Source organism: Nonomuraea sp. 3N208, from assembly GCF_052245935.1.
Lineage (GTDB): Bacteria > Actinomycetota > Actinomycetes > Streptosporangiales > Streptosporangiaceae > Nonomuraea.
Genome location: NZ_JBQQBR010000037.1, coordinates 110,270 through 130,631 on the forward strand (window position 1 = coordinate 110,270; position 20,362 = coordinate 130,631).

At 67.9% G+C, this 20,362-nt stretch carries 23 protein-coding genes and 1 tRNA gene; 20 read left to right on the forward strand and 4 right to left on the reverse strand.

Going from position 1 to position 20,362, the window contains the following annotated elements:
- Nucleotides 1-111 precede the first annotated feature (111 nt).
- The 3 genes from ACTWPT_RS43190 to ACTWPT_RS43200 all read left to right on the forward strand — a co-directional run bounded on the left by ACTWPT_RS43190 (nucleotide 112) and on the right by ACTWPT_RS43200 (nucleotide 3,205).
- Nucleotides 112-1,374, forward strand: a complete 1,263-nt coding sequence (locus ACTWPT_RS43190) for an extracellular solute-binding protein (protein WP_443183367.1) — start codon at nucleotides 112-114, stop codon at nucleotides 1,372-1,374.
- A gap of 68 nt (nucleotides 1,375-1,442) precedes the next feature.
- On the forward strand, nucleotides 1,443-2,318 hold the full coding sequence (locus ACTWPT_RS43195) for a carbohydrate ABC transporter permease (protein ID WP_443183345.1): 876 nt from the start codon (nucleotides 1,443-1,445) through the stop codon (nucleotides 2,316-2,318).
- Nucleotides 2,318-3,205 (forward strand): carbohydrate ABC transporter permease, encoded by an 888-nt coding sequence (locus ACTWPT_RS43200; RefSeq protein ID WP_443183346.1) that lies wholly within the window; start codon nucleotides 2,318-2,320, stop codon nucleotides 3,203-3,205. Before ACTWPT_RS43195 ends, ACTWPT_RS43200 begins: the two co-directional genes overlap by 1 nt.
- 30 nt (nucleotides 3,206-3,235) lie before the next feature.
- Here the strand turns inward: ACTWPT_RS43200 and ACTWPT_RS43205 are convergent, their stop codons facing one another.
- Nucleotides 3,236-3,973, reverse strand: coding sequence for a class I SAM-dependent methyltransferase (locus ACTWPT_RS43205; RefSeq protein ID WP_305915084.1), 738 nt, complete (start codon nucleotides 3,971-3,973; stop codon nucleotides 3,236-3,238).
- Between the two features lie 126 nt (nucleotides 3,974-4,099).
- Here ACTWPT_RS43205 and ACTWPT_RS43210 point away from each other — a divergent pair, with 126 nt between their 5' ends.
- Complete coding sequence (locus ACTWPT_RS43210; protein WP_443183347.1) at nucleotides 4,100-4,639, forward strand: RNA polymerase sigma factor; 540 nt, start codon at nucleotides 4,100-4,102, stop codon at nucleotides 4,637-4,639.
- Complete coding sequence (locus ACTWPT_RS43215; RefSeq protein WP_443183348.1) at nucleotides 4,626-5,570, forward strand: hypothetical protein; 945 nt, start codon at nucleotides 4,626-4,628, stop codon at nucleotides 5,568-5,570. Before ACTWPT_RS43210 ends, ACTWPT_RS43215 begins: the two co-directional genes overlap by 14 nt.
- Here ACTWPT_RS43215 and ACTWPT_RS43220 read toward each other — a convergent pair.
- Nucleotides 5,559-6,581: an adenosine deaminase gene (locus tag ACTWPT_RS43220; RefSeq protein ID WP_443183349.1), complete on the reverse strand. Its 1,023-nt coding sequence runs from the start codon at nucleotides 6,579-6,581 to the stop codon at nucleotides 5,559-5,561. The two genes, ACTWPT_RS43215 and ACTWPT_RS43220, sit on opposite strands and share 12 nt — an antisense overlap.
- 129 nt (nucleotides 6,582-6,710) lie before the next feature.
- Here ACTWPT_RS43220 and ACTWPT_RS43225 point away from each other — a divergent pair, with 129 nt between their 5' ends.
- Nucleotides 6,711-7,397 (forward strand): hypothetical protein, encoded by a 687-nt coding sequence (locus tag ACTWPT_RS43225; RefSeq protein ID WP_443183350.1) that lies wholly within the window; start codon nucleotides 6,711-6,713, stop codon nucleotides 7,395-7,397.
- Nucleotides 7,398-7,450: 53 nt separating this feature from the next.
- The gene (locus ACTWPT_RS43230) at nucleotides 7,451-7,963 is read left to right on the forward strand and encodes a hypothetical protein (protein WP_443183351.1); all 513 of its coding nucleotides are present in this window, start codon (nucleotides 7,451-7,453) and stop codon (nucleotides 7,961-7,963) included.
- On the opposite strand, the gene ACTWPT_RS43235 is transcribed toward ACTWPT_RS43230, so the two are convergent.
- Complete coding sequence (locus tag ACTWPT_RS43235; protein WP_443183352.1) at nucleotides 7,943-9,151, reverse strand: pyridoxal phosphate-dependent aminotransferase; 1,209 nt, start codon at nucleotides 9,149-9,151, stop codon at nucleotides 7,943-7,945. The two genes, ACTWPT_RS43230 and ACTWPT_RS43235, sit on opposite strands and share 21 nt — an antisense overlap.
- 157 nt (nucleotides 9,152-9,308) lie before the next feature.
- Between ACTWPT_RS43235 and ACTWPT_RS43240 the strand changes: the two genes are divergently transcribed.
- The 9 genes from ACTWPT_RS43240 to ACTWPT_RS43280 all read left to right on the forward strand — a co-directional run bounded on the left by ACTWPT_RS43240 (nucleotide 9,309) and on the right by ACTWPT_RS43280 (nucleotide 16,354).
- Nucleotides 9,309-9,381: transfer RNA gene (locus ACTWPT_RS43240), tRNA-Trp, on the forward strand.
- Between the two features lie 79 nt (nucleotides 9,382-9,460).
- A complete protein-coding gene (gene secE / locus ACTWPT_RS43245; protein WP_164904133.1) occupies nucleotides 9,461-9,706 on the forward strand; it encodes a preprotein translocase subunit SecE in 246 nt (81 codons plus the stop codon).
- Between the two features lie 79 nt (nucleotides 9,707-9,785).
- Nucleotides 9,786-10,550 (forward strand): transcription termination/antitermination protein NusG, encoded by a 765-nt coding sequence (nusG, locus tag ACTWPT_RS43250; RefSeq protein ID WP_443183353.1) that lies wholly within the window; start codon nucleotides 9,786-9,788, stop codon nucleotides 10,548-10,550.
- Nucleotides 10,551-10,671: 121 nt separating this feature from the next.
- Nucleotides 10,672-11,103: a 50S ribosomal protein L11 gene (gene rplK, locus ACTWPT_RS43255; RefSeq protein ID WP_443183354.1), complete on the forward strand. Its 432-nt coding sequence runs from the start codon at nucleotides 10,672-10,674 to the stop codon at nucleotides 11,101-11,103.
- 59 nt (nucleotides 11,104-11,162) lie between these two features.
- Nucleotides 11,163-11,882: a 50S ribosomal protein L1 gene (gene rplA / locus ACTWPT_RS43260; protein WP_443183355.1), complete on the forward strand. Its 720-nt coding sequence runs from the start codon at nucleotides 11,163-11,165 to the stop codon at nucleotides 11,880-11,882.
- Between the two features lie 394 nt (nucleotides 11,883-12,276).
- Entirely contained in the window at nucleotides 12,277-13,092 is an 816-nt protein-coding gene (locus ACTWPT_RS43265) for an LppX_LprAFG lipoprotein (RefSeq protein WP_443183356.1), read from the forward strand.
- Nucleotides 13,093-13,331: 239 nt separating this feature from the next.
- Complete coding sequence (rplJ, locus tag ACTWPT_RS43270; protein WP_443183357.1) at nucleotides 13,332-13,856, forward strand: 50S ribosomal protein L10; 525 nt, start codon at nucleotides 13,332-13,334, stop codon at nucleotides 13,854-13,856.
- Between the two features lie 72 nt (nucleotides 13,857-13,928).
- The gene (gene rplL, locus ACTWPT_RS43275; RefSeq protein ID WP_443183358.1) at nucleotides 13,929-14,318 is read left to right on the forward strand and encodes a 50S ribosomal protein L7/L12; all 390 of its coding nucleotides are present in this window, start codon (nucleotides 13,929-13,931) and stop codon (nucleotides 14,316-14,318) included.
- Nucleotides 14,319-14,476: 158 nt separating this feature from the next.
- Nucleotides 14,477-16,354, forward strand: coding sequence for an ArnT family glycosyltransferase (locus tag ACTWPT_RS43280; RefSeq protein WP_443183359.1), 1,878 nt, complete (start codon nucleotides 14,477-14,479; stop codon nucleotides 16,352-16,354).
- Nucleotides 16,355-16,515: 161 nt separating this feature from the next.
- On the opposite strand, the gene ACTWPT_RS43285 is transcribed toward ACTWPT_RS43280, so the two are convergent.
- Nucleotides 16,516-16,899 carry a nuclear transport factor 2 family protein gene (locus ACTWPT_RS43285; RefSeq protein ID WP_443183360.1) on the reverse strand — a complete coding sequence of 128 codons (384 nt, stop codon included), beginning with the start codon at nucleotides 16,897-16,899 and terminating at the stop codon, nucleotides 16,516-16,518.
- Nucleotides 16,900-16,986: 87 nt separating this feature from the next.
- On the opposite strand from ACTWPT_RS43285, the gene ACTWPT_RS43290 reads away from it, so the two are divergent.
- The 4 genes from ACTWPT_RS43290 to ACTWPT_RS43305 all read left to right on the forward strand — a co-directional run bounded on the left by ACTWPT_RS43290 (nucleotide 16,987) and on the right by ACTWPT_RS43305 (nucleotide 19,826).
- Nucleotides 16,987-17,553: a TetR/AcrR family transcriptional regulator gene (locus ACTWPT_RS43290; RefSeq protein WP_443183361.1), complete on the forward strand. Its 567-nt coding sequence runs from the start codon at nucleotides 16,987-16,989 to the stop codon at nucleotides 17,551-17,553.
- A 90-nt stretch (nucleotides 17,554-17,643) separates the two neighbouring features.
- Nucleotides 17,644-18,645 carry an ABC transporter ATP-binding protein gene (locus tag ACTWPT_RS43295; RefSeq protein WP_443183362.1) on the forward strand — a complete coding sequence of 334 codons (1,002 nt, stop codon included), beginning with the start codon at nucleotides 17,644-17,646 and terminating at the stop codon, nucleotides 18,643-18,645.
- 186 nt (nucleotides 18,646-18,831) lie between these two features.
- On the forward strand, nucleotides 18,832-19,332 hold the full coding sequence (locus tag ACTWPT_RS43300) for a hypothetical protein (protein WP_443183363.1): 501 nt from the start codon (nucleotides 18,832-18,834) through the stop codon (nucleotides 19,330-19,332).
- On the forward strand, nucleotides 19,329-19,826 hold the full coding sequence (locus ACTWPT_RS43305) for a hypothetical protein (RefSeq protein ID WP_443183364.1): 498 nt from the start codon (nucleotides 19,329-19,331) through the stop codon (nucleotides 19,824-19,826). The genes ACTWPT_RS43300 and ACTWPT_RS43305 overlap by 4 nt, the downstream gene beginning before the upstream one ends.
- Nucleotides 19,827-20,362: the final 536 nt, after the last annotated feature.

The following is a 20,362-nucleotide window of genomic DNA, read 5'->3' on the forward strand; positions in this document are numbered from 1 at the left end:
CTACTCTGGCGCAAACGCGCGTCGCGCGTGCCCATCCCCCCAGGGCGGGGTCCGGTAGCTGGTACGGACCAGCGTCACCCGTCCGACGAGAAGGCGGTATCTCCAGTGAACATGAAGCTTGTGGGCGGCGCCGCTCTCGGCCTTGCCACGATGCTGGTCCTGTCCAGCTGCGGCTCCGGCGGCTCCGGCGACGGCGGCGGAACCCAGGCATCGGGCGGCGGTCAGGTCACGCTCAAGATGGTGGCGGCCGACTACGGCGACGGACCAGGCAAGCCGAACTCGGGCGAGACGTTCTGGAAGGGCGTCGTGGACGAGTTTCAGGCCGCGAACCCCAACATCAAGGTCGACGTCCAGGTCATCAACTGGAACGACATCGACAAGCAGGTCGCCACCATGGTCCAGAACGGCCAGGTGCCCGACATCCTCCAGACCGGCGACTACTCGGGCTTCGTCAAGGACGGGCTGCTCCACAAGGTCGACGAGGTGCTGTCCCCGAATGTCTCCGGCGACATGCTGCAGAAGTTCGCCGAGTTCGGCAAGGTCGACGGGGCCGCGTACGGCATCCCGTTCGTCTCCTCCGCCCGCGCCCTGTTCTACAACAAGGACCTGTTCACCAAGGCCGGCATCGCCGAGCCGCCGAAGACGTGGGACGAGCTCAAGGCCGCGGCCGAGAAGCTGAAGGCGGCCGGCGTGACGCAGCCGTTCGGCCTGCCGCTCGGCCAGGAGGAGGCTCAGGCCGAGTCGTTCCTGTGGATGCTCGGCAACGGCGGCGGCTACAAGGACGCCTCCGGCAAGTGGGCGATCAACTCGCCGCAGAACGTCGAGACCTTCACGTACATGAAGGGTCTGGTCGACGCCGGCCTGACCACCCCGAACCCGGGCACCAAGGACCGCAAGACGGTCTGGGAGGACTTCGGCGCAGGCAAGGTCGGCATGGTCAACGGCGGCCCCATGTCGATCCCGATCTTCGACGCGGCCGGGCTCAAGAACTACGGCGTCGTGCCCATCGCCGGCAAGACCGGCCCGCTCGACACCACGCTCGGCGTCATGGACTGGATCATGGCGTTCAACAAGAACGGTCACGCCGCGGAGATCAAGAAGTTCTTCGACTTCTTCTACACCGGCAACGCCGCAACGAAGATCTCCGACACCTACAAGCTGCTGCCCGTCACCAACGGCGGCATCCAGAAGCTGTCGAGCGACGAGAAGCTCAAGCCGTTCCTGGACGCGCTGCCGAACGCCAGCTTCTACCCGTTCCAGGACCCCAAGTGGGCCGAGGTGAACCCGGCGATCAAGCAGACCATCGGCGGAGCCGTCAAGGAGGACCCGGCCAAGGTCCTCGGTGAGCTGCAGAAGGTCGCCGAGGCCGGTTGATCGGGGTGGACGGCCCAGCGTCTCCTCGCTGGGCCGTCCCTTTCACGGAAGGCTTTGCATTGAGAAGGATGCGCGCCCTGGAGCCCATCGCCTGGGTCGGGCCCGCCGTGGTGCTCATCGCGGTCGTCGTGCTCTGGCCTGTGATCGAGATGATCAGGTCGTCGTTCCTCAAGATCAGCCGGTTCGGTGTGGTCCAGGGCGGCAACGGGTTCGCCAACTACGAGAAGTTGTTCGGCGAGAAGGACTTCGCCGACATCATGGTCCGCAGCGTGATCTGGGTGGTCGCGGTCGTCGCGCTCACCGTGCTGATCTCGCTGGCCCTGGCCCAGCTGTTCAACCAGCGCTTCCCCGGTCGCAAGATCGCACGCTGGGCGCTGATCGCGCCGTGGGCGGCCTCGGTGCTGATGACGGCGATCATCTTCAAGTGGATGCTCGACCCCGAGGTCGGCGTGATCAACCAGATCCGGTTGAAGCTCGGTCTCATCGACGCCATGGGCGGGGCATCGGCCGACCAGCTCGGTGACGCGTCCACCGCGATGCCGTGGCTGATCTTCGTGGCGGTCTTCGTGTCGGTGCCGTTCACCACCTACGCGTTGCTGGCCGGACTGGCGACGATTCCCTCCGACGTCTACGAGGCGGCCAGGATGGACGGAGCCGGACGGTTCCGTACGTACTGGTCGATCACGCTGCCGCTGCTGCGTCCCGCGCTCACCGTGGCGGCGCTCATCAACGTGATGAACGTCTTCAACAGCTTCCCGATCATTTGGGCGATGACGCACGGGCAGCCCGGCTATTCGACGGCCACCTCGACGATCCTCATGTTCATCCTCAAGGGCTCCGACATCGGCGAGTCGGCCGCCATGTCCGTCGTCAACTTCGGCATGGTGATCGTGCTGACCGTGATCTTCCTTCGGGTGTCCCGGTGGAACAAGGAGGTGGCGTGATGGCCGTCAACACGATCCAGCGGAAGGCCAGTCCGCACCACCACGCCCGGCCCCGGCGCGCCGCGGCACGTAGCATGCCCCGGCTCAAGACCGTGATCGTCGCGGCCAGCGCGTATGTCATCGCGTTCATTTTCCTGTTCCCGTACGTGGTGATGCTGCTCACCTCGCTGCGGGCCCAGGACTCGCTGCGGGATGTGACGTTCTGGCCCGATGAGTGGGTGTGGTCGAACCTCACCAACTTCTGGACCAGCGGGCTGGCCGGGAACCTCTGGGTCACGATCAAGGTGGCCGCCGGGTCGACGATCCTCGTGCTGCTGGTGGCGTTGCCGGCGGCTTACTACTCGGCCAGGCACCGCTTCAGAGGGCGCACGGCGTTCCTGGTCCTGGTACTGATCACCCAGATGTTCCAGCCCACGGCCATGCTGGTCGGTATCTACCGCGAGTTCTTCCAGTTCGGGCTGGTGGACACGGTGTGGTCGCTGATCCTGGTCAACGGCGGGTTCAACCTGGCGTTCGCGGTGTGGATCCTGAACGCCTACTTCGCCTCGATCCCGCGTGAGCTGGAGGAGGCGGCGTTCATCGACGGGAACGGGCGCTTCGGCGCGTTGTTCAGGATCACGTTGCCGCTGGCCATGCCCGGCGTGATCACCGCGCTGATCTTCACGTTCATCGCGGCGTGGAACGAGTTCGTGGTGGCCCTGACCCTGACCACCACGCCCGAGAACCAGCCGCTCACCGTGGCGCTCAACTCGTTCATCGGGCAGTACCAGGTGGACTGGCAGAACCTGTTCGCCGGGTCCGTGATCGCCACCATCCCGGTGATCATCCTGTTCGCGCTGATCGAGCGCAAGGTGGTGGGCGGGCTGACCGCCGGCTCCATCAAGTAGTGACGGCCAGGGGACGCGCCCCCTGGCCTGCTACTTCTGCGGCACCCGGGCCACGCAGAACACCGTCTGGCCGAACGGCGGACGGACGAACCGCTCGATCAGGCGGGTCAGCGGGACCACCGTCCGGTCGTAGATCTTGACCAGCCGCGGGTCCGGGTAGCCCACGCCGCCCCGGCGCACTGCCGCCCACCAGGCGATGCCGCCCAGGAAGTTGATCGGCTTGAGCACCTCGACGTCCAGGCCCGCCTTGGCGACCGCCGAGGCCAGCGTCTTGGGCGTGTAACGCTGGACGTGGCCCACCTTGCGGTCGAAGTCTCCGTAGAGCTGCATGTAGCCGGGCACCCAGATGATGATGCGGCCGCCGGGCAGCGTGACCCGGGCCAGCGAGCGCAGCGCCCCGGCGTCGTCCTCGATGTGCTCCAGCACGTTCATCATGACGACGGTGTCGACCTTGTCCTCGAGCGGGATGTCGGTCGGCAGCCCGAACTGCAGGACGTCGATCTCGTCGCGGCCCTCGAAGCGCTTCTTCAACTGCTCGACGCAGTAGGGGTCGAAGTCGCTCACGACCAGCCGGTCGAGGCGCGGCAGGAACTGCTCGGCGAAGTGGCCGAGCCCCGAGCCGATCTCCAGCATCGAGCGGCCGACATGCGGGGCGACCATGTCGAACTCGTACTGCCGATAGTTCTTGGCCTCGTCCCCACCTAGGTGGTTCTCCAGGGCCTCGTCACCGGCCGCCGGTTGTACTACACGGTCATACCCAGAAGACATAATCCCGTTCCTTCTAGGGGGCACACGGATTGCCCGAGTCTAATGCCCCTATCGGCGGGTGGAGTCACGCGATCTGCGTAAGACCCTTCCCCGCGGACCCCTCCATGCGGTGGAATCTGACTCGCCATGGACGACGACGAGGCGATCGCGCGCTCGCTCGACGGTGACTTAGCGGCCTATGAGGCGCTGGTCGCCCGCTACAGCGCGCTCGCTCACCGTACCGCGTACATGCTGGGTGCGGGGAACGAAGCCGAGGACGTGGTGCAGGAGGCTTTCGTCAAGGCGTTCCGGCATTTGGCGAGTTTCCGCAGGGAAGCGCCGTTCCGGCCATGGCTGCTGCGCATCGTGGCCAACGAGACGCACAACCTGACCCGGTCGCGGGGGCGGCGTGCCGAGCTGGCGCTCCGGCTCGGCGTGACCGCCGAGGTCGCGGCGCCCGACGACCCCGAGGGCGCGGCCGTGGCCACCGACCGGCGGGCGCGGCTGCTTGTGGCCGTGCGCGGGCTGCCCGAGCGGGAACGTCAGGCCGTCGTCTGCCGGTACTTCTTACAGCTGAGCGAGGCGGAGACGGCGCAGGTGCTCGACTGGCCGGTCGGCACCGTCAAGTCCAGCACCCACCGCGGGCTGGCCCGGCTGAGGGAGGAGGTGGGCAATGAGTTCGCGTGAGCCTTTCGACGAGCCTCTCGACGAGCTGGAGGTCGAGCTGCTGGCGCTCGGCGATCTCATCGACGTGCCCGCGCCGCCTCCCGCCGACGTGGCGGCCGCCGTCCGCGCCCGCCTCGAATCCACGGACCCCGCCGACGATGCCACGCCGGTCCTGGGCGAGCGCACCGACAGTGGCGCGTCGGCCGCTGGAGGCGAGGAGGCCGAGGGTGGTACGCCTGTAGCCGGTGACGACGGCGGCGAGGCTGGGGGAGGGCCCGATCCGGCACATGGGCCCTACAGCCCCCCCGTCAGGCCGGCGCGATCCCGGCCGCCGGGGCGGCGGGACGGTGGGCGGCCGGCGCGGCGCGGCAGGCGGGCCCGGTGGAGGATCGTGGCGGCGGTGGTCGTCGTCGTCATCGCCATCACGGCCGCCACCCCCCAGGGCCGGGCGGTGGTGGCGAGGATCCTGCGGTTCGCCGGGGTCGAGCTGGAGATCGGCGAGAGCACGCCCCCGCCGGTCACCGCCACGGCGTCCCTGCGCGGCGAGCGCACCGTGTCCCCGTCCGAGGTGCAGAGCCTGGCCAGGTTCGAGGTCAAGATCCCATCCAGGCTCGGCCCGCCGCAGAGTGCGTCGGTCGCCGACAACGGCAGGGTGGTGTCGATGTTCTGGCCGGGCGGCATCCGGCTCGACCAGTTCGACGGCAGTATCGACCCCTACTTCTTCAAGAAGGCCGGCCCGCCGTACCCCGATTTCGTGGACGTCGGCCTATATGACGCGTGGTGGCTCGAGGGCGAGCACCCGCTCGGCTACCTCTCCCGCGAGGACGGCACGCAGGTGCCGCTGCGCCAGGCGGCCGCGACGCTCATCTGGCGGCAGGTCGCGATCAACTACCGCCTGGAGGGCGTACGCACCAAGGAAGAGGCCATCAGGATCGCCGAGTCACTCCAATGAGCCGGTGAGCCAGTCGTCCACACCCTTGAGGAGCTCTTTGCGTACGGACTCCGGAGCCGAGGACGAGCGTACGGACTGCCTCGCCAGCTCGGCGATCTCGGCGTCGCTGAAGCCGTAGACCTCCCTGGCCAGCTCGTACTGCCGCAGCAGCCGCGCACCGAACAGCAGCGGGTCGTCGGCCCCCAGCGCGATCGGCACCCCCGCGTCGAACAGCCGCCGCAGCGGGACGTCGGCGGCCCGCTCGGAAACCCCCAGCCCCACGTTCGAGGTCGGGCAGATCTCGCAACAGACCTGCCGGTCGGCCAGCCGGTGCATCAGCCACTCGTCCTCGGCCGCCCGCACCCCGTGCCCGACCCGGTCCGCCCCCAGGTCGTCCACGCACTGCGCCACGCTGCGCGCCCCCATCAGCTCGCCACCGTGGGGCACGGCCAGCAGCCCGCCGCGCTTGGCGATCCTGAACGCCCGCTCGAAGTCCCTGGCCTCGCCCCGGCGCTCGTCGTTGGACAGCCCGAACCCGACCACGCCCTTGCCGACGTATTGCGTGGCCAGCCTGGCCAGCGTGTTCGCGTCGAGCCGATGCCTGGTCCTGTTCGCCGCCACGACGACCGCGATCCCGATCCCGGCGTGCTCGGCCGCCTGCCGCACGGCGTCGAGCACCAGCTCCAGCGTGGCGGTCAGGCCGCCGAACCGCTGGGCGTATCCCGACGGGTCGACCTGGATCTCCAGCCAGCGCGACCCGGCCGCCGCCTCGTCCTCGGCCGTCTCACGCAGGAGCCTGTAGACGTGGTCGGGGCGGCTCAGCACGGATCGGGCGATGTCGTACAGCCGCTGGAACCTGAACCAGCCGCGCTCGTCAGTGGCCCGCAACTTCGGCGGCCAGTCCTCCTCCAGCGCGTCGGGCAGGTGCAGCCCTTGCTCCCTGGCCAGCTCGATCAGCGTGGTGTGCCGCATCGAGCCAGTGAAGTGCAGGTGGAGATGGGCCTTGGGCAGCGCGTCTAGGGGCCGTGGCATTTGTTTATCTTGCCACTCAACCTCGGGGTGGGTTCGCACGTCGCGGAGCTGAAGAAGATCGCGAAAGGCATTCAGGAGGAAGAGTAAAGTCCGCGGTAAGGATGGGGCGAAATTGGGGATCAACGATGCATGATCCCTGAGGGGCGCAACGGCGGACGGGGATGGCGCGCGGCGGCGACGGTCGTGGCGTTCGCGGTGACGGGTCTCATCATCTACGCGTTGTTCTCATCGGGATTCGGGCGTATCGCCCGTCCCCTCGAGGAGGCGCCCCCGCCTCTGGCCGTGGCCACTCCGGAAACACGCGTTGACGGGAATGCGGCGGACGCCGTCCGTCCCGCTTCAGCCGGGACTGCGCCTGCCTCGTCGACGAAAGGGCCGAGCGCGGCCGTGGCCGGCGAGCCCAGCCGGGTCTCGGACCCGCGGGCCACCACTCTTGCGGTGATCTCCGACGACTTCTGGCTCACCTACCTTCCCGCGGGGCTCGACCGCAGCGGAGGCGGGGTGATCGAGCCCACACCGGGCGTCGAGGGCGGCTGGGCCAGGTTCGGCACCGCGGACAGATTCGTCGAAGCGCAGGTGGAGCACGGTATCGTGGCGGCGGACTGGCAGAGCTACCGCTCGCGTATCACCGTGCTCGACGCCCGTGACACGACCGTACGCGGCAGGCCCGCCGCGGTCGGGAGGCACCCGGACGGTGGCCGCGTGATCGTCTGGCTCGAACGCACGGGCACGGGCGCGTGGATCAGGGTCAGCGAATCCCTGAGCAGGGAACTCCTCGCAGTTGCCGCCTCCGTGAAGGCTCCTGTAGGAGACTAGGTCCCCTTCCCAGTCCCTCTCTTCCGGGTATCCACACACGTCATGGGGGGTTGATGCGGCGTCTGGCGGCAGTGCTCCTCGTTCTTACGCTCACCGGCTGCGGCGGCGGTGACGGCATGCCCGAACCCGCGCCCACCGGCACGGCCGCGCCGCCGTCGCCGGAACCGGCAAGGCACAAGACCCTCTCGCTGTCCTGCGACGACACCGAGGTACGTCTGCCGACCATGCCCGCGAAGCTGAAGCGTGCGGGCTCCTTCGCCCAGCTGCCCTCGCTCGCCCGCCGGCTGGACGTCGAGGGGCGGATCTGGCGCAGGAACGACGAGCACCTGTACGTCGGCGTGGTGTGTGGCGTGCGTACCGCCGAGCAGTTCGCCACGCTGGTCGCCAGGTCGACGCTGACGGCGTACCAGGGCCGGCCGGCGCTGCGCTGGACCACCAAGAGCGGCATGCGTAACTTCATGTGGCTGGAGCGGCCGGGCACCGCGGTCTACATCGGTGCGACACCCGGCCTCGCCACCCAGATCAGGCCGATCGCCGCAGGCGTCTCAGTGGGCCTCGGCCAATAGCTTGCCGAGGCGGCTGACGCCCTCCACCAGGTCGTCGTCGCCCAGTGCGTACGACAGCCTGAAGTAGCCTGGGGTGCCGAACGCCTCGCCGGGCACCACCGCCACCTCGGCCTCCTCCAGGATCAGCTCGGCCAGCTCGCTCGAGGACTGCGGCCGCCTGCCCCGCAGCTCCTTGCCGATCAGCTCCTTGACCGACGGGTACGCGTAGAACGCCCCCTTCGGCTCGGGGCAGAACACGCCGGGGATCTCGTTGAGCATCCGCACCATCGTCAGGCGGCGCCGGTCGAACGCCGTGCGCATCTCGGCCACCGCCGACAGGTCGCCGGAGACCGCGGCCAGCGCCGCCATCTGCGCCACGTTGGAGACGTTGGAAGTGGCGTGCGACTGCAGGTTCGTGGCGGCCTTGACCACGTCGGCAGGCCCGATCAGCCAGCCCACGCGCCAGCCGGTCATCGCGTACGTCTTGGCCACGCCGTTGAGGATCACCACCCGGTCGGCCAGCTCGGGGACGGCCGTGGCGATGCTGGTGAACTCGGCGTCGCCGTACACGAGGTGCTCGTAGATCTCGTCGGTGACGACCCACAGGCCGTGCTCGGCCGCCCAGCGGCCGATCGCGATCGTCTGCTCACGCGAGTGAACCGCGCCCGTCGGGTTGGACGGCGAGACGAACAACACGACCTTCGTACGCTCGGTGCGCGCGGCCTCCAACTGCTCGACGCCCGCCAGGTAGCCGGTGGTCTCGTCGGTCACGACGTCGACCTGCACGCCCCCGGCCAGCTTGATCGCCTCGGGATAGGTCGTCCAGTAGGGCGCGACCACGAGGACCTCGTCGCCCGGGTCAAGCAGCGTCGCGAACGCCTCGTACACGGCCTGCTTGCCGCCGTTGGTGATCAGCACCTGGGAGGGCTCGACGGCGTAGCCGGAGTCGCGCCCGGTCTTGGCGGCGACGGCCTGCTTGAGCTCGGGCAGTCCGCCCGCCGGCGTGTACTTGTGGAAGCGCGGCTGGCGGGCCGCCTCGATCGCCGCCTCGACGATGTAGCCGGGCGTCGGGAAGTCGGGCTCGCCCGCGCCGAAGCCGATGACGGGGCGTCCGGCCGCCTTCATCGCCTTGGCCTTGGCGTCCACGGCGAGGGTGGCTGACTCGGAAATCGCGGAAATTCTTGCGGAGATGCGAGGTCGGGTGGACATGGGTCCATCGTCCCACGAGCGCGTGACCTGGGCGATCAGGATCGGGTTCGACGTTCCGGGCATTCCCCCGTATGCTTTCGCCTGGTCGTTCCGCCGCATGTCGCCGAGCGGTTCGGTCCAGGCAGTGAGTCGATCAGGGTACTCTGGTTGATGACATAGGGCACTGGCGCAATTGGTAGCGCACCGGTCTCCAAAACCGGCGGTTGGGGGTTCGAGTCCCTCGTGCCCTGCGAGTGCGGTCCGCGCAATGATAGGCGTGTAAGCGCGCCGCAAAGCTGCGTTGGATACGGACGAATTCAGGTGAGGACTGTGGCGATCGACACGCGCGGCGAGACCGCTGACAAGCCCAGTGGCGAAAAGAAGACGCGCACTTCGCCTGCCCTTTTTTACCGGCAGGTCGTCGGCGAACTTCGTAAAGTCATCTGGCCGACACGCAAGGATCTCATCACCTATACGACGGTCGTTCTGATATTCGTTCTGATCATGGTTGGCATCGTGTACGGCCTCGACGCCGCCCTGGGATGGCTGGTGCTCCGCGTCTTCGGCGGAGCCTGATCCCGACGCCGCCGGTTCCGGCCTGACGGAGTCGCCATCGATACGAGCTCAATCGATAGACGAAAGAGGAAGAGTCACCGTGTCCGAGTCTTCTATTCCGGCCGACGAGTCCCGCGAGGAGTGGGGCGACGAGCTGGAAGAGGCCACTGAGGAAGCCGCCGAGGCGGCTCTCGAAGAGGCCGAGGTCGCGGAGAGCGACGAGGCGGCCGAGGTCGAGGCTGTCGCCACCGAGGACGCTTCGGCCCTTCCCGACGTCGACCCCGTCGAGGAGTTCAAGCAGTCGCTACGCGGCCTGCCCGGCGAGTGGTATGTCATCCACTCCTACGCCGGCTATGAGAACCGCGTGAAGTCCAACATCGAGAGCCGCAACGTGTCGCTCAACATGGAGGACTACATCTTCCAGATCGAGGTGCCGACGCACACCGTCCAGGAGTTCAAGAGCGGTAAGAAGGTGCCGGTCAAGGAGCGCGTGCTGCCCGGCTACGTGCTGGTGCGCATGGACCTGACCGACGAGTCCTGGGCCGCGGTGCGTAACACGCCCGGCGTGACGGGCTTCGTGGGCCTGTCCAACAAGCCGAGCCCGCTCAACCTCGACGAGGTCGCCAAGCTGCTCGCGCCCGAGCCGAGCGAGGAGACCAAGAAGGCCGCGGCCAAGACGACCGCGGGTCCGACGGTCGAGTTCGAGATCGGCGAGTCGGTCACGGTCATGGACGGCCCGTTCGCCACGCTGCCCGCCTCGGTGAGCGAGATCAGCCCCGAGTCGCAGAAGCTCAAGGTGCTCGTCTCGATCTTCGGCCGCGAGACCCCGGTCGAGCTGTCGTTCAACCAGGTCTCGAAGATCTAAGGCGATCGCCTACAATTAGACGTTCGGCTGGCCGTCTTCGCGAAGGGCGGCCTTCCGACATGTCAGGGCCGCAATCGGATGGCCCTGACACGCATCCCAATCAGGACCCGGAGAAGGACGAATGCCTCCGAAGAAGAAAATCGCCGCTCTGGTGAAGGTCCAGCTTCCCGCTGGCCAGGCCACCCCGGCACCGCCGGTGGGTACCGCGCTCGGTCCCCACGGCGTCAACATCATGGACTTCGTCAAGCAGTACAACGCCGCGACGGAGGCCCAGCGGGGCAACATCATCCCCGTTGAGATCACCATTTTCGAGGACCGCAGCTTCATCTTCATCACGAAGACGCCGCCGGCCCCCGAGCTGATCAAGAAGGCCCTCGGCCTCGACAAGGGCAGCGCGGTCCCGCACCGTGACAAGGTCGGCAAGCTCAGCCGCGAGCAGCTGCGCAGCATCGCCGAGACGAAGATGCCCGACCTCAACGCCAACGACATCGAGGCCGCCGAGAAGATCATCGCCGGCACCGCCCGGTCGATGGGCATCACGGTCGCCGAGTAACACCCTTTCCAGTCGTTCGTGGGAGGGCCGTCAGGCCCGTTCACCACTAGGAGTTAAGAATGAAGCGCAGCAAGGCGCACAAAGACGCGGCGGCCAAGTTCGACCGCGACAAGCTCTACTCGCCCGTCGAGGCCGCGAAGCTCGCCAAGGAGACGTCGACCACCAAGTTCGACGCCACCGTCGAGGTCGCGCTGCGGCTGGGCGTCGACCCTCGCAAGGCCGACCAGATCGTGCGCGGCACGGTCAACCTCCCGCACGGCACCGGTAAGACCGCCCGGGTCCTGGTCTTCGCGACCGGTGACCGTGCCGAGGCGGCCCGCGAGGCGGGCGCCGACATCATCGGCGCCGACGAGCTGATCGACGAGATCTCCAAGGGCAACAGGCTCAACGAGTTCGACGCCGTCGTGGCCACGCCGGATCTGATGGGCAAGGTCGGCCGCCTGGGCCGCGTGCTCGGTCCGCGTGGTCTCATGCCCAACCCGAAGACCGGCACCGTGACGCCCGACGTCGCCAAGGCCGTGACGGAGATCAAGGGTGGCAAGATCGAGTTCCGTACCGACCGGCAGGCCAACCTGCACTTCATCATCGGCAAGACGTCCTTCGGCGAGCGCCAGCTCCTGGAGAACTACGCTGCCGCCCTGGACGAGGTGCTGCGTCTCAAGCCGTCGGCGGCCAAGGGCCGTTACCTGAAGAAGGTCACCTTCTCCACGACGATGGGCCCGGGTGTCCCGGTCGACCCCAACATCACCCGCGGCATCACCGCGGAGCTGGAGAGCTGATCTCTGCTCTTTGATGAACCCCCGCCCCCTTTCGGGCGGGGGTTCTTCTTTTTTCCTGCGCGGTCGCTGCCCCGGTCTTCCTTCGTGTACGGCAAGCCGCCCTGCCCCAATCCCCGTACTTCGGCTCAGGACCCTCCAGGGAGACGGTTTCTGAGCCCTTCAGCGGCTGGGCGCCGCTACGACGCACGGTGGGCGGGGCTCCGTGGCACCCGTGGCCCGCTTGAGCGCCGAAGAGCGAAGACCGTGGAGCGGGGCGGCCGGTGGGCCGGGCCGGAGCGTCCGTATGGTGGATTGTGAAGATGGTGTGAAGGCCTTGTGGGGGATAACCCTGGGTTTTCCCTTAATTGTGTGGGGAAGGCACTACGGCCGTGGGATGCAAACGTAGGGTCAAGACATGAAGCGCACGCTAAGTCTCGCCGCGGCCGGAGCCGCGCTCGTCGTGGCCGCGGTTGCCGGTTGTGGCACTACTGCCCAGCCCATCCAGGTCAATCTGGCGGCCTCGGAAGTGCTGGCGCAGGCCGCGCAGAAGACGGCTGAGGTCACCAGCTACACCGTCGAGGCCGTGGTGAACGCCACGCACCCCCAGCAGGGTGACGGCCGGGTGCAGGGACGCATGCTCTACCAGAAGCAGCCCCTGGCCGTGGACCTGACCCTGGACACCGTCGACATGGGCGGTCAGAGCCTGCCGGGCGGCGTACGAGCCGTGCTGCAGGGCGACGCCGTCTACGTCAAGGTCGAAGCGCTCAAGGACCTGGTCGGCGCGACCAAGCCGTGGATCAAGGTCCCGCTCGCCGAGATGGGCGACTCCGGCGCGGTCAACCAGTACCTGACCCAGATCCAGCAGTTCGACCTGGCCAACGTGACCAAGCTCGTCACGGCCTCACAGGACGTGAAGTCGGCTGGCAACGAGAGCGTCAACGGCGAGGACACCACCCACTACAGCGGCACCTTCCCGGTCGACGCGGCCGTGCAGCTGCTGCCCGCCGACGAGCAGCAGCAGGCCCGTACGGGCCTCGCCGAGCTCAAGGACGTCAAGTTCGACATCTGGGTGGCCGCCGACGGGCTGCCGCGCAAGCTCGCGTTGAACGGGCAGAAGGAAGGCGCCACGCTCGACGCCACGCTGTTCTTCAAGGACTTCAACAAGCCCGTGACCATCGAGACCCCGCCCGCCGACCAGATCGGAGAGCTGCCCAAGGGCACGACCAACTGAGAACGATTTGGAAACTCGGCGACCAGGACGTAGTCTGGTCGTTGCCGAAGACCGCCGGTTGTCGTCAGGTGCTCAAGCCTGACGGCCGAAGGATCCACGTCATGTGGACGACCCGCGCAGGTGTGATGCGAGTTTCCCACATGGTCTGATCCGTGTGTGCGAGCCCCGTGTGCGCCCTGCGCCCGGGGCTGTTCTCATGTTCGGGGGCCTTCGCCGGCGGCACATCTGGAAGGAGGCCCATGGCGAGGCCGGATAAGGCGACAGCCGTTGCCGAGCTCAAGGATGAGTTCGAAGGTAGCGCTGCCGCCGTTCTGACCGAGTACCGCGGTCTCACCGTCGCTCAGCTCAAGGAGCTGCGCACCTCTCTCGGTGAGAATGCGAAGTTCGCCGTGGCGAAGAACACCCTGACCAAGATCGCCGCCAACCAGGCCGGCGTGACGGGTCTTGACGACCTGCTGGTGGGCCCGACCGCCGTCGCCTTCGTCAAGGGCGACGTCGTGGAGGCGGCCAAGGGTCTGCGTGACTTCGCCAAGGCCAATCCCCTTCTGGTGATCAAGGGCGGCGTACTCGAGGGCAAGACGCTCGACGCCACTGAGATCACCAAGCTCGCCGACCTCGAGTCCCGCGAGGTCCTCCTCGCGAAGCTTGCCGGTGCGCTCAAGGCGAAGCAGAGCGCCGCTGCCGCGATGTTCGCCGCGCTGCCCACGCAACTGGCTCAGCTGGCCGACGCCCTGCGCGCGAAGCGCGAAGAGGCGGGCGAGTAACACCGGGGATTGCCGCACCTACCGCGGTCCCGTTCCTAGTTTTCAGCAAGTCCTAAACGTAAGGAAATCATCATGGCGAAGCTCAGCACCGACGAGCTGCTCGACGCGTTCAAGGAGATGACCCTCCTTGAGCTGTCCGAGTTCGTGAAGCAGTTCGAAGATGTCTTCGACGTCAAGGCCGCTGCCCCCGTCGCGGTTGCCGCCGCCCCGGGCGCTGCTCCGGCCGAGGCCGCCGAGGCCGAGGAGCAGGACGAGTTCGACGTCATCCTCGAGGGCGCCGGCGACAAGAAGATCCAGGTCATCAAGGAGATCCGCGCCCTGACGTCCCTGGGCCTCAAGGAGGCCAAGGACCTGGTGGACGGCGCTCCGAAGAACGTCTTCGACGGCAAGGTCAACAAGGAGCAGGCGGAGAAGGCCAAGGCTGCCCTCGAGGGCGCCGGCGCCAGCGTGACCGTGAAGTAAGACGGTCCTGTCTCTTCTGAGAAGGGGCGCGAGACATCCTGGTGCCGGATGTCTCCGCCCCTTTTCGCATTTCCTGAGCGGTGCCGTCCGGGCCCGGCTCAGGAGATTCTCATCCTGGTCTCATCGCCTCGCCAACCGGCTTGCCTAGCGTGCCTGATGTGGTTACCGAAGCTAAGTCTCGTTGGGCGCTGGCCGCCCTCCTCGTGGGCACCGGCGTGCTCTACATCTGGGGCCTGGGGGCCTCGGGATGGGCCAATTCGTATTACTCGGCAGCCGTGCAGGCCGGCAGCCAGAGCTGGACGGCGTTCTTCTTCGGGGCCTCTGACGCCGCGAACGCGATCACCGTCGACAAGACGCCTGCCTCGCTGTGGCCCATGGCGCTCAGCGTGCGGCTGTTCGGGCTGAACTCGTGGGCCATGCTCGTGCCGCAGGCGCTGATGGGCGTCGGCGCCGTGGCCACGGTGTACGCCTCCGTGCGCCGGCTGTTCAGCCCATGGGCGGCGCTGCTGGCCGGGGCGGTCATGGCGGTCACGCCGGTGGCCGTGCTGATGTTCCGGTTCAACAACCCCGACGCGCTGCTGGTGCTGCTGCTGACCGTCGCGGGCTACTGCGTGGTGCGGGCCCAGGAGCGGGGCGCGACCCGGTGGCTGGTGCTGGCGGGGGCGGCGATCGGGTTCGCGTTCCTGGCGAAGATGTTGCAGGCGTTCCTCGTGCTGCCGGGGTTCGCGCTGGTCTACCTGCTGACCGCGCCTGTGGCGCTCTGGCGCCGGATCTGGCAGTTGCTGCTGGCCGGGGCCGCGATGGTGGCCGCCGCCGGGTGGTGGCTGCTGGCGGTGGCGCTGGTGCCCGCATCGGAGCGGCCGTACATTGGCGGCTCACAGACCAACAGCGTGCTGGAGCTGGCGCTCGGCTACAACGGCATCGGCCGGCTCAACGGAGCCGACTACGGCGGGCTGGGGAACCTCAACCAGCAGGCCGGATGGCTGCGGATGTTCGATACCGAGGCGGGCGGGCAGATCTCCTGGCTGCTCCCCGCGGCCCTGGTGTCGCTGGTCGCCGTCACCTGGCTGACCCGGCGGGCGCCACGGGTCGATCCGGTCCGCGCCTCCATCTGGGTGTGGGGGAGCTGGCTGATCGTGACGGCGTTGGTCTTCAGCCTGATGCAGGGAATCTTCCACGCGTACTACACCGTGGCGCTGGCGCCGGCCATCGCGGCGCTGGTCGGCATGGGAGTCGCCGTGCTCTGGGAACGGGGGGCGCGCAGCCTGCTCGCCATGATCACGGCGGGGACGGCCGTGTGGGCGTACGTGCTGCTGTCGCGGAGCGCCGACTGGAACGCGTGGCTGGGGGTCGCCGTGCTGGTGGCGGGCCTGGGGGCGGCGCTGGCGATGTTGCTGACCCGCCGCGTCCTGGCCGTGGTCGCGGTCGCCTTGGTGGCGTGCCTGGTGGGGCCGGCGGCGTACGCGGTGGACACCGCCGCGTCGCCGCATACCGGGGCCATCCCGACGGCCGGCCCCTCCACCGGCGGCGGATTCGGCGGCCCGCCCGGTGGAGGGAACCGCGGCGGGTTTCAGCGGCCCGGCGGCGGAGGTCAGGTGTTCCGCCCACAGGCCGCCGGCGGCGACGGCGCCGGGCGCGGCAGGATGGGTGGCGGCGGCATGGGCGGGCTGCTCAACGCCGGCACTCCGGCCGCCGAGCTGACCGCGCTGCTGAAGGACGGCGCCTCCGGCTACACATGGGCGGCGGCCACCGTCGGGTCCAACAACGCGGCCGGCTATCAGCTCGCCAGTGGCCGGCCGGTGATGGCGGTAGGCGGGTTCAACGGCACCGATCCCGCGCCGACGCTGGAGCAGTTCAAGCAGTACGTGGCCGAGAAGAAGATCCACTACTTCCTGGGCACCGGAATGGGCGGCTTCGGCGGGCGTAGCACGGGCGGCAGCGACGAGGCGGCCAAGATCGCGGCGTGGGTCCAGGAGACCTTCACCGCCACCACCGTCGGCGGCGCCACCGTCTTCGACCTCACCCAGAACGCCTAGCCCCGTTTTCCGCGACTGGCCTGCGTCCCTTCACCGCCCTGCGCACTTCGGCGAAGGCTCCTTGAGGGAAGGGCGCCGAAGTCGGCGGAGGTCCCAAATGGGACCGTGCCAGGCCCAGGGCGGCTGACGTGCGACGACGCAGCATGTGCGGGAAACGTGGGTTAGCCGCGGACCTGGGCGATGGCGCTGGTGTCCATGTAGTCCCTCGTGTGGAGGATCTCACCGTTCCTGATCCGCAGGACCAGGAGGCCGGGGACCGTGATCGACCGGTCCCCGGCCATGACGTACGTGCTCTGCTCCACGACCACGACCTCGGGGTCCTCTGTGCGGTGCAGCGCGAGCCTGCGTACCTCCTTGACCTCGGCGGGCGTCGCGCCCCATGACGCGCGGTAGCCCACCCGGATCTCCTCCCTGCCGTTGTAGGGCGGCAGCCCGCCGAACGGGAACTCGTGCAGCCCGTCCTCCGCATACAGGTCGGCCAGCTCGTCCGCCGACTTGTGCAGCATCGCGTCGTGGAATGCCGTGACGATCTCTTCCATGGACATGGGTGGCTCCTCATTTGCTCAACGGGTGTTGACTCAACGAGCGTAGAGTGAAGGGGTGCGATCGGTCAACGCATGTAGAGTCGTCGCGTGAGCGAGAGAGTGCTTCCGCGGGCGGAGCGGCGACGCAGGACCGAGGGCAGGATCCTCGACGCGGCCAGGACCCTTTTCGCGGAGCTGGGATTCGAGCGCACCACGATCCGGGCCGTCGCCAGGGCGGCCGAGATCGATCCCGCCCTGGTCATGCAGTACTTCGGCAGCAAGCAGGAGCTCTTCCGCCAGGCCGTGCGCGTGTCTCCGGCCCCCGGCGCCGACCTGGATACGAACGAGCTGGTCGAATACCTGCTCGGCACGCTCACCATGAAGATCGGCGAGCTGCCGCAGGGCTCGCTGGCGATGATGCGCTCCATGCTCACCCACCCCGAGGCCGCCGTGGCGGCACGGGAAGTGCTGGGCAGGCAGATCGACCGGCTGGCGGACTCCATCCCCGGCGAGGACGCCCGCCTGCGGGCCGCGCTGATGACGATGATCATGCTCGGCGTGACGGTCGGCCACCAGCTGCTGGAGCTGGACGAACTACGCGAAGTGTCCCAGGAGGAGATCGCGCGGGTGCTGCGCCCGAGCCTGCAAGCGCTTACTGGACCAGCAGTCTCATAACTGCCTCGTAACAAGTTATCGATCCCGGTCATCATCCGGCCGGGCGTCGTTACGGTGATGGCATCATCCCCGAGCACGGGAAGGTGGCCAGTGGGCGTCGAAGTCATCGTAGACGGGCTCACCAAGTCGTTCGGGCGCCAGGTCATCTGGGAGGACGTCTCGCTCACGCTGCCCGCGGGCGAGATCTCGGTCCTGCTCGGCCCGTCGGGCACCGGCAAGTCGGTCTTCCTCAAGACACTGGTCGGGCTGCTGCGGCCGGACCGCGGCCACATCTGGATCGACGGCTACGACCTCGCCAACTGCACCGAGAGCAAGCTGTACGAGCTGCGCAGGCTCTTCGGAGTGCTGTTCCAGGACGGCGCGCTGTTCGGCTCGCTCAACCTCTACGACAACATCGCCTTCCCGCTGCGCGAACACACCAAGAAGACCGAGTCCCAGATCCGCCAGATCGTGATGGAGAAGATGGAGCTGGTCGGCCTGCTCGGCGCGGAGCGCAAGCTGCCGGGTGAGATCTCGGGCGGCATGCGCAAGCGGGCGGGGCTGGCCAGGGCGCTGGTCCTGGATCCGGAGATCATCCTGTTCGACGAGCCGGACTCCGGCCTCGACCCGGTGCGCACGGCGTACCTCAACCAGCTCATCGTCGATCTCAACGCCGAGGTCGAAGCGACGTTCCTGATCGTGACACACGACATCAACACCGCCCGTACGGTGCCCGACAGCATCGGGCTGCTCTTCCGGCGGGAACTGGTGATGTTCGGCCCGCGCGAGATGTTGTTGTCCAGCGACGAGCCGGTGGTGCGGCAGTTCCTCAACGCCAGGAGGCACGGCCCCATCGGCATGTCGGAGGAGAAGGACATCTCCGAGCTGGAGGCCGAGGCCCAGATGGGGCACGATCCCGGCGCGCTGCCGCCGATCCCGCCGCAGCTCATGCCGACCGGCAACCGGATCCGCCGCGCACAGCAGCCGCCCGGCACCTGGCTGGCGGCCAACGGTGTGATCCCGCCGCAGGGCTCGTTCGTGGACGAGCGCGGCCGCAACTGGCTGGAGGAATACCCGCGCCTGGTCAACGCCTACCTGCATGGCGTCAAGTAAGGCTCCTTGCTGCTAAGCCGCGCCCCGAAGGGACGCTCTGCGGGCCTCTGAGGGCCGTATGGAGGCATTTGCAGGGTCTGGCAACCCTTTCGCCCATCCCTTACCTCCTCGGTTGGTTCAGGGGCTCCAGGCGTGATCGCCGCGTTATGATCCGGCGGGCGGCGCGCGGGAAGGGGTGAGGCAGACGTGGCAGGGCTCGACGTTCGGCTCGCCCGCATCCTGATCGCGGTGCTCAGCGGGATGCTGGCGGTGCTCGCCGGCGCGGGCGTGTGGATCGCCGTGCAGGCGCGTGACGAGCAGGGCAGGGCAGGCGACAAGGAGGCCGCGCTGCTGGCGGCGGGCGCTCACGCCAAGAACCTGGTCTCGCTGGACTACCGGACCGTCGAGGCAGACCTGCAGCGCATCCTCGACACCTCCACGGGGGCGGCCAGGGCCGAATACGTCGCCACCGCGGACAAGCTCAAATCCACCACGGTGGGAAGCAAGGTCGTCCAGCAGGGCGTGCTCCGCGCCACGGGACTCGTCTCGCTGGCAGGAGCGAAGGCCAAGGCGCTGGTCGTGGCCGACGTGGAGATCCGCTGGGACGGCTCCAAGAACGCGCCGGAGGCGCGGTACTACCGGTGGTCGATGGACCTGGACAAGGTCGGCGGCTCCTGGCTGGTGTCGAAGGCGGTGCAGGTGCTGTGAAGACGTTCGTGATCGTGCTGCTGGGTGTGCTCGTGGTCGTGGCCGGTGTACTGGTGCCGACGATGTGGTTCAACCTGCGCGATCTCCGCGACGCCGACGCGGCGGGCGCGCAGGCTGTTGCCGCGGCCAAGAAGGTCGCGCCCGACCTGCTCTCGTACGACTATCGGAGCGTAGAGGAGGACCTGGTGCGGGCCGGCGCGCACACCACGGGCGAGCTGGCCAAGCACTTCAAGGAGTTGACCGCGAGCCTGGTCGCCAAGGCCAAGGCGCAGAAGATCGTGCAGACCATCACGGTGGCGGGAGCCGGGGTGGAGCGGGCGGAGCCGGACCGCGTCGAGGTTCTGCTCTTCGTGAACACTGCTACGGTCAAGGAGATCGTCGGTGAATCCAGGCTCCAGCGCGAGTTCTTCCGGAGCCGGGCCAGGTTCGTCATGGTGCGGCAAGACTCGCGCTGGTTGGTCGCCGGCCTGTCGACCTTGCTGGGTACCGCATGATGCCCGGGCTCCAGGCTCGACGGGCGTGCCGCTTCCTTCAATTGTTACTAAAAATCTGGTTTAGCGATGCATATGACAGGGGTAACTCAGTCACAGCTACACCGGTTGTCGGCATGGGTTCGACCCCTGGTGTGACGGAGCGTTAACCGCCCCCGTTCGCGGGTATCGTCTTGGGCCTGTGCGGTAGGCGATCGGTCACACAGGGGAGAAAACCCAGCGTCCTGGCCCCGAGTCGGCCAAAAGTCGGGCTCACGGGCTTGACGTTTCCGCCTGAACGGGCGATGCTGCGACCAACGTGAAGCATGCAGCGAGAGCAAAGTGGACAGGCGTGTGCCGTTCGGCTACACTGCCCCTTTGCGCTGCCCTTTGACGACCCGCGATGCTTGCTCACGTTGCGAGGTTGTCTGGCGTGCGTGTAGTCAGTCCGCCGCGAGCCCTCGGAAGGACATCTGTTGGCAGCCTCGCGCAACGCCTCCGCCGTACCCGCTGGTCCCCGTCGCGTCTCTTTTTCGCGTATCCAGGAGCCTCTCGAAGTT

Coding starts and splice junctions, on each gene's coding strand:
- rplL (WP_443183358.1), top strand. CDS start 13,929: ATGGCGAAGCTCAGCACCGACGAGCTGCTCGACGCGTTCAAGGAGATG.
- ACTWPT_RS43230 (WP_443183351.1), top strand. CDS start 7,451: ATGCGGCGTCTGGCGGCAGTGCTCCTCGTTCTTACGCTCACCGGCTGC.
- ACTWPT_RS43220 (WP_443183349.1), bottom strand. CDS start 6,581: ATGCCACGGCCCCTAGACGCGCTGCCCAAGGCCCATCTCCACCTGCAC.
- ACTWPT_RS43190 (WP_443183367.1), top strand. CDS start 112: ATGAAGCTTGTGGGCGGCGCCGCTCTCGGCCTTGCCACGATGCTGGTC.
- ACTWPT_RS43265 (WP_443183356.1), top strand. CDS start 12,277: ATGAAGCGCACGCTAAGTCTCGCCGCGGCCGGAGCCGCGCTCGTCGTG.
- ACTWPT_RS43205 (WP_305915084.1), bottom strand. CDS start 3,973: ATGTCTTCTGGGTATGACCGTGTAGTACAACCGGCGGCCGGTGACGAG.
- ACTWPT_RS43285 (WP_443183360.1), bottom strand. CDS start 16,899: ATGTCCATGGAAGAGATCGTCACGGCATTCCACGACGCGATGCTGCAC.
- ACTWPT_RS43225 (WP_443183350.1), top strand. CDS start 6,711: ATGATCCCTGAGGGGCGCAACGGCGGACGGGGATGGCGCGCGGCGGCG.
- ACTWPT_RS43195 (WP_443183345.1), top strand. CDS start 1,443: ATGCGCGCCCTGGAGCCCATCGCCTGGGTCGGGCCCGCCGTGGTGCTC.
- rplJ (WP_443183357.1), top strand. CDS start 13,332: ATGGCGAGGCCGGATAAGGCGACAGCCGTTGCCGAGCTCAAGGATGAG.
- ACTWPT_RS43210 (WP_443183347.1), top strand. CDS start 4,100: ATGGACGACGACGAGGCGATCGCGCGCTCGCTCGACGGTGACTTAGCG.
- ACTWPT_RS43200 (WP_443183346.1), top strand. CDS start 2,318: ATGGCCGTCAACACGATCCAGCGGAAGGCCAGTCCGCACCACCACGCC.
- ACTWPT_RS43215 (WP_443183348.1), top strand. CDS start 4,626: ATGAGTTCGCGTGAGCCTTTCGACGAGCCTCTCGACGAGCTGGAGGTC.
- rplK (WP_443183354.1), top strand. CDS start 10,672: ATGCCTCCGAAGAAGAAAATCGCCGCTCTGGTGAAGGTCCAGCTTCCC.
- ACTWPT_RS43235 (WP_443183352.1), bottom strand. CDS start 9,151: ATGTCCACCCGACCTCGCATCTCCGCAAGAATTTCCGCGATTTCCGAG.
- rplA (WP_443183355.1), top strand. CDS start 11,163: ATGAAGCGCAGCAAGGCGCACAAAGACGCGGCGGCCAAGTTCGACCGC.